11 protein-coding genes are annotated in these 17,266 nt (G+C 37.7%); 7 read left to right on the plus strand and 4 right to left on the minus strand.

The window, feature by feature from the left end:
- The first annotated feature begins 517 nt into the window (after window positions 1–517).
- The 5 genes from lpdA (at window position 518) to lpxB (ending at window position 6,079) form a co-directional block, all read left to right on the plus strand.
- Window positions 518–1,864, plus strand: coding sequence for a dihydrolipoyl dehydrogenase (lpdA, locus tag ACFO3G_RS06340; RefSeq protein ID WP_380079069.1), 1,347 nt, complete (start codon window positions 518–520; stop codon window positions 1,862–1,864).
- Window positions 1,865–1,870: 6 nt separating this feature from the next.
- Window positions 1,871–3,418, plus strand: coding sequence for a glycine--tRNA ligase (locus ACFO3G_RS06345; RefSeq protein ID WP_380079071.1), 1,548 nt, complete (start codon window positions 1,871–1,873; stop codon window positions 3,416–3,418).
- 198 nt (window positions 3,419–3,616) lie between these two features.
- The gene (locus ACFO3G_RS06350) at window positions 3,617–4,159 is read left to right on the plus strand and encodes an FKBP-type peptidyl-prolyl cis-trans isomerase (protein WP_380079073.1); all 543 of its coding nucleotides are present in this window, start codon (window positions 3,617–3,619) and stop codon (window positions 4,157–4,159) included.
- On the plus strand, window positions 4,156–4,923 hold the full coding sequence (gene surE / locus ACFO3G_RS06355) for a 5'/3'-nucleotidase SurE (RefSeq protein ID WP_380079075.1): 768 nt from the start codon (window positions 4,156–4,158) through the stop codon (window positions 4,921–4,923). Before ACFO3G_RS06350 ends, surE begins: the two co-directional genes overlap by 4 nt.
- A 1-nt stretch (window position 4,924) precedes the next feature.
- Complete coding sequence (gene lpxB / locus ACFO3G_RS06360) at window positions 4,925–6,079, plus strand: lipid-A-disaccharide synthase (protein WP_380079077.1); 1,155 nt, start codon at window positions 4,925–4,927, stop codon at window positions 6,077–6,079.
- A gap of 678 nt (window positions 6,080–6,757) precedes the next feature.
- Here the strand turns inward: lpxB and ACFO3G_RS06365 are convergent.
- Together ACFO3G_RS06365 and ACFO3G_RS06370 are read right to left on the minus strand one after the other, a co-directional pair.
- Window positions 6,758–8,491, minus strand: coding sequence for a choice-of-anchor J domain-containing protein (locus ACFO3G_RS06365; protein WP_380079079.1), 1,734 nt, complete (start codon window positions 8,489–8,491; stop codon window positions 6,758–6,760).
- A gap of 115 nt (window positions 8,492–8,606) precedes the next feature.
- Window positions 8,607–10,229 (minus strand): choice-of-anchor J domain-containing protein, encoded by a 1,623-nt coding sequence (locus ACFO3G_RS06370; RefSeq protein ID WP_380079081.1) that lies wholly within the window; start codon window positions 10,227–10,229, stop codon window positions 8,607–8,609.
- 623 nt (window positions 10,230–10,852) lie between these two features.
- Between ACFO3G_RS06370 and ACFO3G_RS06375 the strand changes: the two genes are divergently transcribed.
- Window positions 10,853–12,730 carry a hypothetical protein gene (locus tag ACFO3G_RS06375; RefSeq protein ID WP_380079083.1) on the plus strand — a complete coding sequence of 626 codons (1,878 nt, stop codon included), beginning with the start codon at window positions 10,853–10,855 and terminating at the stop codon, window positions 12,728–12,730.
- Between the two features lie 147 nt (window positions 12,731–12,877).
- Here ACFO3G_RS06375 and ACFO3G_RS06380 read toward each other — a convergent pair whose 3' ends face one another.
- On the minus strand, window positions 12,878–14,716 hold the full coding sequence (locus ACFO3G_RS06380) for a DEAD/DEAH box helicase (protein ID WP_380079085.1): 1,839 nt from the start codon (window positions 14,714–14,716) through the stop codon (window positions 12,878–12,880).
- Between the two features lie 343 nt (window positions 14,717–15,059).
- Window positions 15,060–15,680 (minus strand): SIS domain-containing protein, encoded by a 621-nt coding sequence (locus ACFO3G_RS06385; protein WP_380079087.1) that lies wholly within the window; start codon window positions 15,678–15,680, stop codon window positions 15,060–15,062.
- 234 nt (window positions 15,681–15,914) lie between these two features.
- On the opposite strand from ACFO3G_RS06385, the gene ACFO3G_RS06390 reads away from it, so the two are divergent.
- The gene (locus tag ACFO3G_RS06390) at window positions 15,915–17,141 is read left to right on the plus strand and encodes a M16 family metallopeptidase (protein ID WP_380079089.1); all 1,227 of its coding nucleotides are present in this window, start codon (window positions 15,915–15,917) and stop codon (window positions 17,139–17,141) included.
- The last annotated feature ends 125 nt before the right edge of the window (window positions 17,142–17,266 follow it).

Raw genomic sequence — 17,266 nt, forward strand, 5'->3', positions numbered from 1 at the left:
ACAGACAATTCGAAATAATTTCTTTAATTTGTACTTGTGTAAGGTTCATGCTTTTTATCGTTTTTTAGTTTGTAATTTCAAAGATAATAGTCTTGGGTCTTACACACTTTTTTGGGACAGTATCGCAACTTTGGAACAATAGATAGAGTGTATTTAGTCTTTACAAGTTTCTACCTTATTTTCTTTTCAAATTCCTTTAAGATGATTCTTTAGTTATCTAAAGCACTGACATTAAATACTCCAAAGACTTACAACCTCAAATCAGTTGCTTTTGTCCAACATCAGCAAATGGCATTTTGAGGTTTATTCCACTTTCTGGTGGAAGTGTCGCTTACTCTGATTATCTTTGCACATTAGTAGGAAGACTTTTTGTCTCTCGTCTAAAGATGCATTTTTCCAACATCTTTCGATGTGTGATGAAAGGCATTTATGAGAGTTAGAATCAGCTTCCAACATTTTAGATAACAACACATATCCCGCGTGGTACAATACTGCCGGGTAACAACAAAAAAGTATTATGCTATACGATGTAATCATTTTAGGTGGCGGTCCTGCCGGTTATTCTGCAGCAGAAAAAGCTGCAATGAATGGTTTGAAAACTTTACTTATTGAGAAGAATACTCTCGGAGGTGTATGTCTTAATGAGGGTTGTATACCGACAAAGACCCTACTCTACTCTGCTAAAGTATTTGATTATGCCAATCATGCAGATAAGTATGGAATAAATGCAAATGCAGAAGGTGCCGATCTTAAGAAAATCATAGTTCGCAAAACGAAGGTTGTTCGCAAATTAGTAGCCGGAGTTAAGGGAAAAATGAGAGAGGCCGGAGTTGAGGTTTTGGATAAAGAAGCTACTGTAAAAGGTGTAAATGCTGATGGTACGATTACATTAATAGCTGAAAATGAAGAGTTAATTTGTAAGAATCTTCTGATTGCAACCGGGAGTGAAACTTTTGTTCCACCTATCAAAGGGGTAGAAAACACAGATTTCTGGACAAGTCGTGAAGCATTGAACGCCAAAGAGGCCCCCAAAAAGATAGCTATCATTGGTGGCGGAGTTATCGGAATGGAGTTTGCCTCTTTCTACAATAGTATTGGAGTTGATGTAACGGTCATTGAAATGCTTCCCGAGATTATCAATGGAATGGATCCGGAATTGGCAGCACAACTTAGAGCGATATATGAGAAAAAGGGCATCAAATTTATGCTACGCCACAAGGTTTGTGCCGTATCTAACGAAGGTGTGGAAGTTGAGTTTGAGGGAGCTACAAGCTTTATTGAGGCCGATCGCATCCTAATGAGTGTAGGCCGTCGTCCGGTGACCAGTTCATTCGATTCACTTCAACTTGAAATGAAGGGACGAGGAGTAGCTGTAGATGAATTTATGCGTACATCCCAAAAAGGTGTTTACGCAGCAGGAGATGTGACAGGATTTTCCCTTCTTGCACATACAGCCATTCGTGAAGCAGAAGTTGCAATCAATCACATCTTAGGGAAGGAAGATGATAAGATGTCTTACAATGCCGTACCTGCGGTGGTTTATACCAATCCTGAAATTGCAGGCGTCGGCTATACAGAAGAAAAATTGAAATCAGAAGGAATTGCTTACAAGGTACTTCAAAAACCAATGGCTTTTGCCGGACGTTTCATCGCAGAAAATGAAGGCGTCAACGGAGTTTGCAAGATTTTGGTAAGTGAAGACAATCATATATTAGGTTGTCACATGTTGGGTAATCCTTCAAGCGAAATAATAATTGTTGCCACGATGGCGATCCAAAGTGGAATGAAGGGAGATGAACTTTTGCGTATTATATTCCCTCATCCGACTGTAGGAGAGATCGTTCGTGAAACATTGATCCATTAATTAATTATGGCACAAGACGATATATTCAAGAAAATTGTATCGCACTGCAAAGAATACGGATTTGTATTCCCTTCATCAGAAATATATGATGGATTGGGTGCAGTGTATGATTATGGACAGTATGGTTCTGAGTTGAAAAACAACATTAAACGCTATTGGTGGGAGGCTATGACTCTTCTCAATCCTAATGTTGTTGGTATTGACTCGGCTATTTTTATGCATCCCAAGATCTGGAAAGCTTCCGGTCATGTTGATGCATTCAATGACCCTTTGATTGACAATAAAGATTCGAAGAAAAGATATCGTGCAGACGTTCTGATCGAAGATTATCTTGCCAAAATCGAAGAAAAAATGGACAAAGAAGTCCAAAAAGCGAAGAAAAGATTTGGTGATAGTTTCGATGAAGCAATGTTTAGAAGCACCAATCCCAGGGTATTGAAAAACAAAGAAAAGTACGAACAGGTACATGCAAGATTTGCAAAAGCCCTAAATGACAATAATCTGGAAGAGCTTAGACAAATTATTATTGACTGTGAAATCGTATGTCCTATCAGCGGTACAAGGAATTGGACTGAGGTTCGTCAATTTAATCTGATGTTTGCTACCGAGATGGGGTCAACTTCGGAAGGATCAATGAAAGTCTATTTGCGTCCGGAAACAGCTCAAGGAATCTTTGTTAATTTCTTAAATGTCCAAAAAACAGGACGTATGAAAGTACCTTTTGGGATTGCTCAGATAGGAAAAGCTTTTAGAAATGAGATTGTAGCCAGACAATTTATTTTCCGTATGAGGGAATTTGAACAAATGGAAATGCAATTCTTTGTACGTCCAGGTGAAGAGTTGTCTTGGTTCGAAAAGTGGAAGAAAACACGTATTAGCTGGCACTTAGCACTTGGTTTTGGAAAAGAAAAGTATCGTTTCCACGACCATGAGAAGTTGGCTCACTATGCCAATGCCGCAACAGATATTGAATATGACATGCCTTTTGGCTTTAAAGAGGTAGAAGGAATTCATAGCCGTACAGATTTTGACTTAAAACGTCATGAAGAGTTTAGCGGAAAGAAGATGCAATACTTCGATCCTGAACTGAATAAAAACTATACTCCTTATGTCATTGAAACTTCTATTGGTCTTGATAGAATGTTTCTCTCTATCCTTTCAGCAGCATACACAGAAGAACAGACATCTAATGGCGAAACGAGAGTTGTGCTCAAGTTCCCGGCTCCTTTGGCTCCGGTCAAGTTGGCTGTAATGCCTCTCGTTAAAAAAGATGGTCTACCCGAAAAGGCCGAAGAGATTATAAAAGATCTTCGCTTTGACTTTTCTTGCCAATATGATGAAAAAGACTCTATTGGTAAAAGATATCGTCGCCAAGATGCAATTGGTACACCTTATTGCGTTACGGTCGATCACCAAACATTGGAAGATGGTACTGTAACCTTGCGTGACCGTGATACAATGGAACAGAAGCGTATAAAAATCTCAGAGATTCACGATATTGTGGATGCCAAGGTTAATATGAAAGCGCTTCTGAAGAAAATAGATAACGAATAAGAAGCTGTTTGGGTTCATATCGAGATTGTTTGGAAAGACTTTGCCGGTTCCTAATATTCTACAAATTGAAGCATATAACAGATTATTTGCAAGACATTTAGACTAAAAGTAGCTGGGACAGTCTTCAAACAATTCGAATCGTTTCAAATTCGGACTCTTATATTTTCTTTTCAATAAATTCAAAACAGTTTCTAAACAATGAGCAGTTTTCTAAGAAAAAGATTGCGTAGAGCAATAGCTCCGACCATAGTATTAGCACTAATGGGGCTATCGATAGTCTCTTGCAAAAAAAGCACAGACTCTTTACTTAAGTGGCGTGCAGAGAATGACGAAGCATTCGAATCCTATGCCAAAAAGCCTGGATTTAAAAAAGTAGGCGTCGATGGTGTTACCTCTTATATTTACATGAATTGGCTAAAAAATGGCGATGGCAAAGTTCATCCCATTTCAACGAGTCGTGTGTATGTTCATTATGAAACATATCAATTGGTTAATGGGACTAAGCTTGACGGCAATTTTGGGCAGCTAAAGCCTGCTCTATTTGAAATGAATCGAGGAAGTAAGAGTGTGGTTGAAGGCTTTGCTATGGCACTTCAGAATATGGTAGTAGGAGACGAGACCGAATTTGTTGTACCATGGATATTAGCCTACGGAGATCAAAGAAATGGAAGTATCCAACCCTACTCTGCTCTGCGATTTAAAGTTACACTGGACAGCATTGTCCCTGAAAATATTTTATGATAAGAAAAAAGATTCTAATAACTAATGATGATGGATTTCAAGCTCAGGGAATCCGTGAATTGGCAATGGCATTTACTGAGCTTGGAGATGTTACAATACTGGCACCCGACGGACCTCGTTCGGGTGCATCGGGCTCTATCACCTCTTTAGTACCCCTTTCTCTAAAAAATTTAAAAGACGAATTACCGGGTGTCGAGGTTTATACCTCTTCCGGTACTCCGGTAGATTGTGTTAAGCTTGCACTCAATACAATCTTTGCTGATGAAAAGCCGGACCTTCTGATTTCCGGTATCAATCATGGTCGCAACGATGGCATATGTGTTCTATATTCCGGGACAATAGGTGCTGCACTTGAGGGCGCAGTTGAAGGAATTCCCACCTTAGCAGTCTCTTATATGAGTTTCAAAGGTGGTGTCGATTTCTCTTATTCTATCAAATATGCTTTGCAAGCAGCTAAGTTTATCCTAAACAATCCTTTGCCTCCTTTTACTATTCTCAGTTTGAATATACCTATCGGTGAACCTAAAGGATTAAAAATCTGCCAACAAACAAATGGTCGATTTATCAAAGAATATGTTGTTGTCGAAAGCCCTTCCGGACATAAGCATTATTGGATGAGTGGGTATCAAGTTTCCAATGTCCCTCACCAAAAAGGTGATATGGAATATCTTAACGAGGGATATGCCACATTAGTTCCAATCCAGACGGATTTGACCAATTATCGATATTTGGATCAACTAAGAGATTCTTATCCAGCTGATTAGTATGAAGTATTTTATCATAGCAGGAGAGGCTTCAGGCGATCTACATGCCTCAAATCTAATCAAGGCTCTCAAAGTAGAGGATCCGGAAGCTGAGTTCTCATTTATGGGAGGAGACCTTATGGCCAGTGCTGCCGGACACGCTCCGGTAGTTCATTATCGAGATATGGCCTTTATGGGCATCATTCAAGTTCTTATGCATTTAGGAACTATACGCAAAACAGCAAAGTTCATAAGGGATGAGATAACGAAGTTTAAGCCGGACATTATTATTCCGGTAGACTACGGAGGTTTCAATATGAAATATATCCTTCCATTCGCTGCTCAAGAAAAGATCTTTGTTGCCTATTATATATTACCTAAGGTATGGGCATGGAGAAGGTGGCGGATGAAAAAGCTATGTAAATTTACTGACTTGGGATTGAGTATTTTACCTTTTGAAGAGCATTATTTTGCAGGCCATCCAATGCAAACAATTTATGTTGGCAATCCTTGTATGGATGCATTAAATGATGTTTTGGGAAAGAAACCCGATTACTCGATCTTACCAAATCAAAAAGAAGATTCTCGACCTATAATTGCATTACTTGCCGGTAGTCGCAAGCAAGAGCTCAAAGATAATCTGCCTCTAATGCTTGAAGTTGCAGAGGCTTACAAAGACTACAGATTTGTCATTGCCGGAGCTCCAGGGCTTACAATGGACAGTTACAAGCCATATCTCAAGGCTAAAAATGGCTTTCAGATAGAGGTTATATTCGATTCAACTTACAAACTTCTTCAATTAGCCACTGCAGCTCTGGTAACCAGTGGGACAGCGACACTCGAAACCGGCCTAATTGGATGTCCTCAAGTGGTTTGTTATAAATCGGTAGGAGGAAGATTACTCAATTTTATTTTTGACAACTTCTTTCCAATCAGTTATTTTAGTTTGGTTAATTTGGTAACAGATAGAGAAGTTGTTCCTGAATTACTTGGAGCAAAATGTACCGTAAGTAATATCAAATCACATCTTTTTGATATTTTACCGGGTCATAAGGGTCGAGATCAACAACATGAAGGATACAACCAATTAAGGCAAAAGATAGGAGCCGATGGTTGTTCGCTCCGTGCAGCCAAAGCCATTGTCCATTCATATAGAGAAAGACTCGGTAAAGTATAGATGATGGATTTTTAAACAGCTCATATAGTCTAAATATCATATTCATAAAAAAGAGACAATCGACAAATCAAATTATTAGCTTGTCGGCTGTCTCTTTTGTTACTATCTGACAAAGAATACTGCTTTTAACCCAAAAATGTCGATAGAACATCGGAGTATCACATACACTCAAATATTCAAAGCCCTTTTTCCCTTTATCACATCTCACCAAAATGGCGGAGAAATTTAGTAGATAAGAATCATTTTATAGGATTATAAAACGATGATATATAATGCATTAAGAGTAATAATCTCTAATGACGGTCATTAGAATCTGCCATCTAACGACAAATCTGGGTTTAACCATGATTATGGTAGTATCCCCAAAAGTGTTAGTATCCCTAAAAGTGTGTAATTGAAGTTTATCTTTGAGTCAAAATTAATCATTTCATTCAATTGTTTTTCTCATCCGTCAGGCTGGCTCGAAAAAACCAAGGGGATTGACGTTCAGCAGAAGGCTCGCAGCGATACTGCTTTAACCATGGTTATGTCCTTTTATGTCTAATTTCAAAAGGTAACCATAAAGGGCTGAGTTTCACAAGAAATCTCAGCCCTTATTTTGTTTTATTTATGAAACTATTAGCGGAAACTAATAAAAGTAATCTATTTATAAACAAATAGTTATCAAGACATTGACTTCTATTTTACTATTATTTTCTTAGAGATATATTGTCCATGAGATGTTTTGACTCTTACAATATAAATACCCGGATTTAGATGGATTGAACAGGTATTCTTATTTTCCATTGTCATTATTTTTCCTTGAATATCGAAAATTTCTAATGAACTAATGTCTTCATCCATTACGTTCACTGTATCTCCATCTATTGTAATTTGAATATTTTTCAATCCATCGATTACGTTATTTGACAAAGGTTTGTCTGAAATACTCAGCTTAATGTCATCCAAAAGGAGTCCATATTTAGACTTTGATTTGTGTTGCCAAGCGATATAAATACTTTGTCCTTTATATTTAGAAAGATCTATCGAATAAGCATACCACGCAATTCCTTTGTATTCATTGGTTTTGACAAGTGTCAGAGGAATGACATTATCTTTAAAATCTTCAGTTGCTTTATTACTTCCTGTTGAAACCCATAATGCAAAGCTATCTTTGAATGAATAATCTTTCCCTGTATTGGGATCAACTCCTTCACTTCCATAGCTTTTAATATAGAAATCCAGTACAGGGAATCCATCCGTCGGCAACTTTATCTGAGGTGTTATTAGCCAATTGTCTGTATTAAGATTTTTCCCATCATAATCATAGGTTTTCTCATTGTATTTCATCGGATAGTATGACCAAGAAGACATACATTCAACACCACTGTGCACATAGCTTCTGGCTACATTGTCTTGCCAGAAATATGTGGCTTTGGACATCACAGTATTGAATAGAATCCAATCATATCCATCTTTGTCCTTATCAATAGAAGTCCAACCATTAAGAGGGCTTTCAAAATCTCTCAAATAAGGGAAGAAGGCAATTTTATCATCATCATTGATTACAATATTACGTCGAAAAACAGCCTCTCCATTTTTATCCTTTACATGAAGAGTCACCTTATAGATACCGGCTTCTTTCCAAGTTACATTGGGACTTTCTTCATTATAACTATCTTGAGATGAGCCCTCAATATTCCAAATGTAATTTACAGAATAATCCGCACTCCTGACATAAGCTTTTAGGTTGATAGGAGTGTTTTTTCTGTAACCACCAAAGCGAATATCGTTAATTTCAGGAATATCATCAGGCTTCAAGGCACTGTCCATCACTTCGCTAAATGCCTTTAGGATATTTTCACTGGAGATTTCATCTTTCCAAATTTTCTGTGTCGCATCAAAGTAGTTTCCACCGAAGTCGATCAGCATAAAGAATGGCATATTCTTGTATTTGAGTCCTAAATCATCCATTAACTGAGTTGAGGAGACTATAGGAAACGGATATTTTCCTCCATCTGTCCAATCATTATTGCTATTCATTATTTTATCGGGAGCATCGCCATCAATATCTACAATGATGATTTGTAATTCGTCGGAATACTTTTTATTGAATTCGCCCAGTATGTGCTGTTCATGAACATCCCAACATTCAGAAGTCCAAAGATTTATTCCGACAATAAGCACTCTTTTACCACTGTCAAGGAGTTGTTTGATGTTGTATTCTTTTCCTTGTATATCGGAGAAAGAATAATCAACTTTTTTCAATTTATTCCAAATGATTGGCTTTGCCTTTTGCTCCGTTCTAAATTCATTTTGCACCACCTGCTTGTTATTTTGAGTTTCCGATGCGGCAACAATATCCCCACTTTCTCCTATTAATAACGAAGTGGTAGCAACACAAAGGGTTAGTAATCGAGTAATTCTTTTCATTGGATAAATATTTAAATGCAATTAAACTTAATTTCTATACAATAACAATTGAGTCCTTCTACAACGATCTTCTTACCTTGTTTAACAATCAAGTTAGTTGAAAATAGTTTCTTGGTCAAAGAATAATCTTGTACTGATAATTCTCTGCATCGCAATTAGAAATTTCCAATATATATACACTTTGAGGTAAGTTAGTGGTAGATAATGAGACTTCATTTTTACCTTCTGACTCTACAATGATTTTTCCGGAAATGTCAATAAGTCTGACGCGAATGGTTGAATTCCCTTCAACTACAACTTTTCCATTGCATTGTATCACCGAAAATGGTGATTGATTATGCAGTTCTTTTGAATGAGTATCATTAGTGTTTTTGATTGTAATATCATCAATTAGTGCTGCCATTCGATTCTTATCCTCGTGTTTGAATGCAATAAAAATCTTTTCTCCCGCAAACTTTTTAAGACTGGCTGAATATTTGCGCCAGATGTTTGCACTTTCTTTATCTGGTTCTAATATGGTATCATCTATAAGTTTCTGACTAAAATCTTTTGGTGTAACACCGGTAGTCGAAACCCACACTGATATTTGATCCATATCTCTTCCTTCGCTTGCGCTTGCGCCATAAAAGGACAATTCATATTCCTTACCGTCATTTGGAATCTGTATTTGTGGAGAAATGAGCCAGTCGTTTGTTGTGAGAGCTTTTTCTTTTGCCAATACTCCATTATCATTTTGAGGTATTGCAGACCATGAAATCATGCTATTTTTTCCACTGTGAGAGAAGGTAGACAATAACTCTTGAGGCAAATTGGCAATTCCATTTTTTTCAATACGATTAAGCATCATCCATCCATATCCGTCATTGTCTAAGTCAAGGCTATTGTACCCTTGTGGATTTTCGAAATCTTCTTTATATGGTAGTTGGCTTATGAGAGTGGTCTTTCCGACCCGTACCTTTCCATTATACACAGTTTTATAAGGAGTATCGTCAATAGTAAGTGTGTATTTTATCAATCCACTATTTTTGAAGATGACTTCAACTTGCTCACCTTCATACTCACCCACTCCTTCAAAATTCCAAGTAATCTTGGGATGATCTCCCATCGATTTATATTTTACACCAAATTGAGCCGTGAAATGTGCTATTGGATTAGGCTGATCCACTGACAATATCAATGGTTTTTTGTCTCTTTTTAGGGATTGAGCCATCACTCGATCGAAGTGTTTCAATTCAGAATTGACAATCTTATAGCGGCCGTTAAGATCGATAAATGCCAGTGTTGGATATCCGTCATCTGCAACCCCGAGTGATGTCATCATGTTTTTATCCGAGATGATGGGAATTATACTTTTCCCTTCATCGGTCCAATCCCCCTTGGAAGGTTTGCCACCGGTTGAATTTTCTTTTCCTTGTATAGCAGATAGATTGGCACCTTCTGCTTCTACCCACAATACTAAAATATCGTCTTTATACTTCTCTTGTATCTCTTCAAGAATGCCACTCTTATGGATGCTCCAGCAAGGAGCACACCAAACTACAGAAAAGTCTATTAGAAGATGTTTTCCAGAGTTTAGTATCTCCTGAAGGTCGTACTCATTGCCATAAATATCCTTTGCACGATAATTCATTCGAAGCTTTGGATCCATTGAGTTGATTGCTATCGATTGGGGATGGTCTATATATTCATAGACGGCAGAATTATTAGTATAATTTAACAAGTTAATTTCTTGTGTCATACCAGTATATAAGATTGGAGATAGCAGCATATATGGAATAACAGAACACCACATAGTTAATATATTACTTTACATATTTGAAGTATATTCTTAGTTATTGAAGACAATACTAAACTAATATTTGCAATTTTATTTTGAATAATTCTCTCTTCGATGACCTAAAAGTAGCAAATTTCATTAAAAACAACATCATGAAGAATAATAATAGAAGCTATTTAGATTTATTTTGCAAATTGGTTGTATGAGTTTTTTTATCTCAATTGATGCTGAAAAAATAACTGTCTATGGAAGTATATTAAAGTTTAAAGTAAACAATATGAGTTAGTTGAATCATTCAGTCTCTTATAGTTCAAATCTGTTTTAATAGAAACTTAATTCCAAAAACCATAAAAGGGATCTATTATGTTTGACTATTTTTTTCAAGGTGGAGACCTATATATAAGTTATTATTACTATATTTCGCCACGAAAAGATTATCATTAATCAAATAACACAGCAGAACTGTATGTTTCCTTCTTAAATTGAAGAAGTAGATTGTTTTACATTGTAAATCTCATAATGTTAGGCAACAAATTACAAACTATAATTATAATAAAATGAGAAAAACGACATTACTTTTAATCATGTCCTTATTTTTTTTGACCATCAATGCTCAAAAATTTTACAATTGTGGACAGAGACAGTCTTTTCGTTCTGAGGCTCCTACATCAGCTCCGACGGATGGATTTAGTTATTGCGATCGTCATTCTAATCCTTACAGATTAGGTGCAGGTGTGGGAACTAATACTCCCACAAGGCTTATGGCTTTCATGCGTCTTCCTCCCTTGAGCTCTGATCATAAGCTTTCTTGGTTTTCTTTTTATTCGTTAGCTGATGACGAGCATGGAGCTTTCGTTGTTTTGGATGGCAATTTCATAGTCTCTTATCTTATGGATGTTAAGATTAAGGAAGGTTGGAACACAGTAAAGCTTGCAAAACCTTTGACTCTTAGAGGTGATAACTGTCTTGGTTATATGGTGCATTCTACAAATGAAATGCTACGTCCTCTTGCTTTTGACTTGAGTACTACTATACCGACATCAAGCTATCTCGCAGATATGAATTCAGATGATTACCTTGATCTTGGTTATTCTCCGGAGGTTGCAGACATTACCAACAACAATTATGGAAATCTAATGGCTATAGCCGGTATTGAAGGTCCGGATGTTGAACATATGGCTGCTATTACAGATATCGATGGATCGCATTATCTTAGTTCAGGTGAAAGCACGAAAATTAAAGTTAAGGTCCGTAATATAGGAACCAAAGAGATTACCTCTCTCGGATTAGTTGCAACATTGGAAAATGGAGAAAAACAAAATATTAATGCAACGACCAATATCCCTGTGGCTAATGAGATGGAAGTTCCGGTTGATTTTAAAGCGCCAAAAGCTGGATTTGATACTTATGCAGCTTTTAGATTGCCAACTATCAATGGTTACAAACAGCTTTTGGATCAGCCTATGACTCCTTTTTTCTATAATGTCAAGGATGATACTAAATTTATACCTGTCAAAGATGTTCTTATCGAACAATTTGTTACCGAAATGAGCATGAATGCAGCTCAACGTTATCCTATATTTAAGGCTGCGATTGAATCTTTGCGTAAAGATGGTTATAATGTAAGTGTGATCAGACATCATGCCGGTTATCTCAAGGATTTTCTTACGCTCGAACCCTCTCAAGAGTTGTCTGAATACCTATTTAATACCATCGGAGGTTTTTCTCATGGTACAACGATTGATAGATTAACTTTGGGGCAATATAGGATGAAAAGATTGAGTGATCCTTTCGTTATGGGTGATGATTTCTATGATTATGCAAAAAAGGTATTAATGAGAGAAATACAATTTGGAGAAATAACCAAAGTACTTTTCAAGGGTGGAAACAAAATTGAAATTTATGGTAAGATCTATAAAGGTGTAGACCCTAACGATTTATATTTAAATGTTGTGCTAACTGAAAGTGATATAGAGCCCGAACAACAGGTTAATGGTACACCCGATTATAGACATGATGATGCTCCACGTATCTTTATGACCGGAGCTTTTGGAACACAGATGACAGTCAATCCTGATGGTACATTTGTATATTCAGGAGGTTATGGTATCCTTCCGGGTAATTGGGATGAGCTCAAAATGAAGGTTGTAATATTTGGAACTCATCATCGAGATGAATTTACAGATAGCTACTTTAGACACAGAGTTTTATTCTCAAAGACAGTTGATTTTGGATATAACTATGAACCTACATCAAGTCAAACCCCTGAACTTCAAAAGCCTGTTGTAACCATGATTGGAAATCGTCTTTCCATAGCAGGTCAATATGATGAATGTTTAGTCTTTGATATGAATGGACGGATAGTTGCCAATATGGGTAATGCGACTTTGCCTCAAGGTCTTTATGTCGTCAAAGTAAAGTCATTTGGACATGATTATATCTACAAGGTAGATGTAAAATGATGATCCTTTTGAATTGATAAGCAATATTAAAAACAATAAAGGCTGTATCGGATCTTAACTCGATACAGCCTTTATTATTTTTACACTGCAACAGCCTTCTGACTATAGCAAGTTTGAGCAGGTCTTTGGAATAATCAAACTTGTTACTTATTTGGAAAACTTTTCGTAGAAAGGTTTCTTCTTATCCCCCTTTTTAGATCCTTTTTTGTCCGCACGCTTCTTACGGTCTTTTCTTGAATTTCTTGGAGGAGCAAACGAAAAGTCTCTATCCCTAAACTCCCTTTTGCCATTTCTTCCGGACTTTCTTCTTCGCCCTTCTTCACGACCGGAGTCTTCATTTGCATATTCAACATTGATGAGTCTACCACCTACTTCATAGTCATTCATGCTATTGATGACCGTGTCTGCCTCATTCTCTTCTACATCAAAAAAGGCAAAACGAGCAAAAAGATCGATCTTACCAATCTTAATTCTTGTCCCCGGACAACATCTATTAACCAATTCGATGAGCTTGTCGGGGAAGAGCTTGTCAGATTTGCCAAAGTTTATTCGAAGTCGTTTCATGCCCTCTTCTGCACGAGCATTTTTTCGATCTCTTTTGCCTTCTCCTTTTTCATGTGGAATACGTCCTCTAAGATCCGCTTCATCGATTTCTGGCGTGGTGCGATAATAATCTAACAATTTAGAGAACTCCATGCTGACAATTCGTCTGATCAGATCCTCTCTCTCAATCCAATCCAATTTGCGAATAATACCCGGCATAATAGCCTCGATCCCTTCAGAATTTTCTTCGGGAACTTCGTTTTCGATGCGATTTGCAAGATTGTATAGTTGCTTCTCACACACCTGCATACCATTAGGTAAAAATTGTCTTTCTATCTCCCTGCCAATGACTTTCTCAATATTCTTGATCTTTGACTTTTCCCTACTATGACAGATTGCAATAGAGAGACCTGTACGCCCGGCTCTTGCTGTACGTCCGGATCGGTGTGTGTAGCTTTCGGCTTCGTCGGGCAATCCATAATGAATCACATGAGTAAGATTGTCCACATCCAATCCTCTTGCTGCCACATCAGTAGCAATCAGGAGTCTGATATGTCCAATTCTAAACTTTTGCATGACATAGTCTCTCTGTGCCTGACTAAGTTCTCCGTGAAGGGCATCGGCATTGTAGCCGTCCTGTATCAATTTGTCTGCAATATCTTGAGTCTCTGCACGAGTTCGACAAAATACAATCCCATATACCTCCGGATAATAATCCACGATACGTTTTAGTGCAAGATACTTATGTCTTGCCGCCACCAGGTAATACTGATGTTTGATATTGGCGTTTGCTGTATTGCGAGATCCTACCACAATTTCCTTGAAGTTGTGCATATAGCTTTTGGCTATACTTCCAATCTCCTTAGGCATCGTAGCAGAAAATAGAAGCATATGTCTTTCGTCAGGAACATGACTCAAAATCTCATTGAGACTCTCCATAAAACCCATATTCAGCATTTCGTCAGCCTCATCCAATACAACAGTATGTGTATCTTGCAAAGTAATGGCTCCTCGATTGAGAAGGTCTACGAGTCTTCCGGGTGTGGCAACCACTACAGATACGCCTCTTTTAAGAGACTTGATTTGCACCTCAATAGAAGCACCACCATACACCGGCACTACTGAAATTTTATCCAGATACTTGGAATAGCTGATCAGATCATTTGTAATCTGAAGGCATAACTCACGCGTCGGACTAAGTACCAAGGCTGCAGGAGATTTGCTGTTTGGTGCAATATTGCAGACTGCTATCTTTTGAAGGAGTGGCAAGCCAAATGCTGCGGTCTTACCGGTCCCGGTCTGAGCCAATGCTATAAGATCAATATCTTCTCCAATAAGATAAGGAATGACTGCCTCTTGTACAGGCATAGGATTTTCGAAGCCAATTTCTTCAATGGCTCGCTGTAGAGGATCGATGATCCCCAATTCTTGAAAGCTTTTCAATGTCGTTTATAAATATTTAGTGCCCTTCCAATACCCTATTGCTTATCACAAGCTTTTTCTGAATTATGTCGTTGAGATAGCGTTTGTTGGCTATATACAAGACAATCCTTACTATCGAGTATCTCATCTCACATATCTTTTTCTAACCTGGATATAAAGAGGGTTGAAACACTCAAATGGAGCTAAATATTGCTCCACAACCATAACTATAAACTATGACTAACGTGCAAAAGTCTAAGTTATCCGAAGGGCCACCACAAGCGACATTGCTTCCACTTTCAAGCATTGTCACTTCATGATGTAAGTTAAAAATTAAGAACTCCTCTTTGAAGTTCCTTTTGTGTTATTTGCTCAAGTCGCGGCTTTTGCTTCCTAAATAACCTCCATGATGCCTTTTGGCATAATCGGGATAGTCAAAGTTGATTTCTTGCATTGTCCTAACGACAAGCAAATCCCCTATGACGGTCATCATCGTTGTACTTGTAGTTGGTGTAAGCCCCAAAGGACATACTTCGTCCGGATTGCCGGTTGACAGACATACGTCCACCACCTTGGCCAAATCACCGGATGAATTGCCGGTAATAAGAATAAGTGGAATATTCTCTACCAGTCCATGAACAAGATCAACAAGCTCAAGTACTTCTCTTGTCTTACCCGAATTGCTAACGAGCAACATAATATCCCCCTGACGAATTATACCCAAATCGCCATGTTGAGCTTCGCTTGGATGTAAGAAGTAAGATGGAGTACCGGTTGAGCAAAATGTCGTAGCAATATTTGCTGCAATTTGCCCGGCCTTACCCATACCGGATGTAATCAATCTTCCACCACGTTTGTGTACGTATTCTACGATCAAACCAACGGCTTTGTCATATTCATTTGTCTTAGGAATCCTCAATATGGCATCTGACTCATATTTAAGAATCTCTTCAACAGTGTAATTTTTCTTCGTTTTTGTATCCATAAAATACTTTTTCTTGAGGCTGTCTTCTTTGCAATTGCCCGTTTTATTCAACAAATAACGATAGACATTTTGTTGTACCTTTGTCTACCTTTTGCAACAAGAATGCCTGCCAATCATACTATTTATCGATGATATGACAAGCTTCAAACATGAAAGTTTACTCACATGTTTTATTCTTTAGCACTGCAAAAGTATTGATTATATTTGACCTCTCACTACTTTTAGGAGAAAATAATGACGAATTATCACATACACACCCTTCAATCCGGGCTCAAAATAGCAGTAAAACCAGAAAAATGTTTGGTGACTTACATGGGCTTTGCCGTAAGAGCCGGTACAAGGGACGAATCAAAATCCTCTTATGGCCTTGCTCATCTTGTCGAGCATATGCTGTTTAAGGGAACATCCAAGAGGACAAGCACTCACATTATCAATCGTGCAGAAGAGGTTGGAGCTGAGCTTAATGCTTATACAACAAAGGAAGAAACTTTTATTTATGCCGCCTTACCCGGTCAGTATTGGAAAAGGATCTTTAGGCTTCTTTCGGACATCGTTCTGAATAGTCGTTTTCCTGAGGAAGAACTTTCTAAAGAGAAAACGGTCATTATAGATGAGATCAATTCATACAAAGATTCTCCAAGCGAGTTTATCTATGATGAATTTGAGAATATGATCTTTGACAAAACTCCACTGGGTCACAACATATTGGGAAGTGAGCGTTCTGTCAATCACATTTCTGCTAAAATGGCACGAGACTTTATGAGGAAGTATTATCGCCCGGACAATATGATCTTTTTCATCAATGGCGATATCAATGAAACTGAGCTCATAAAGCTTGCCAATCAGATCTTTGGAAATACTCATTCTGAAGACCCGATAAGTCATATTCCTATTGATGAACATTGTTATACTCCAACACATAAAAGGAGGAGAAGAGATACCTATCAATATCATGTCATGATGGGTACGAGAGCTTATTCCATGCATCAACCCGAGAGAATAGGGCTCAGCCTACTCCTAAATATATTGGGTGGTCCGGGTATGAACTCAAAACTTAATATGGCATTACGTGAGCACAATGGATTGGTCTATAATGTGGAGTCATCTTATACAGCCTATTCCGATGGAGGGATGCTTGCGATTTATTATGCTTGCGCAAGGGAAAATGCAGAAAAGGCAGAGCGTTTGGTCAAGCAAGAGTTTGACAAATTGATCGCTCATCCAATATCTGAAGAGGAACTACTTGCGGCCAAAAGGCAAGTTAAAGGGCAGCTTATGATTGCTGAAGATAGTCGTGAAAATGCAACCTTGAGTTTTGCAAAAAGTATTTTACACTATGGCAAACAAGATTCATTGGAGCGTGTTCTCCAAAGGATTGATTCTTTGACTGCTAAAGATTTGCATTCTTTGGCAACAGCAAAACTCAAAATGGAAGACATGACAACATTGACATATATTTAACAATACTTCGGTAAATTTTTACCGAAAAATTAAAAGTTAAACAATAGAACTGACAAAAGTCGGTTCGAAAACACTAAAGAGATCATTGAAATGTTGTCAAAACGAATGGTTAAGCATGAAGAAAT

Source organism: Falsiporphyromonas endometrii, assembly GCF_042654485.1.
In the GTDB taxonomy this organism is placed as follows: domain Bacteria; phylum Bacteroidota; class Bacteroidia; order Bacteroidales; family Porphyromonadaceae; genus Porphyromonas; species Porphyromonas endometrii.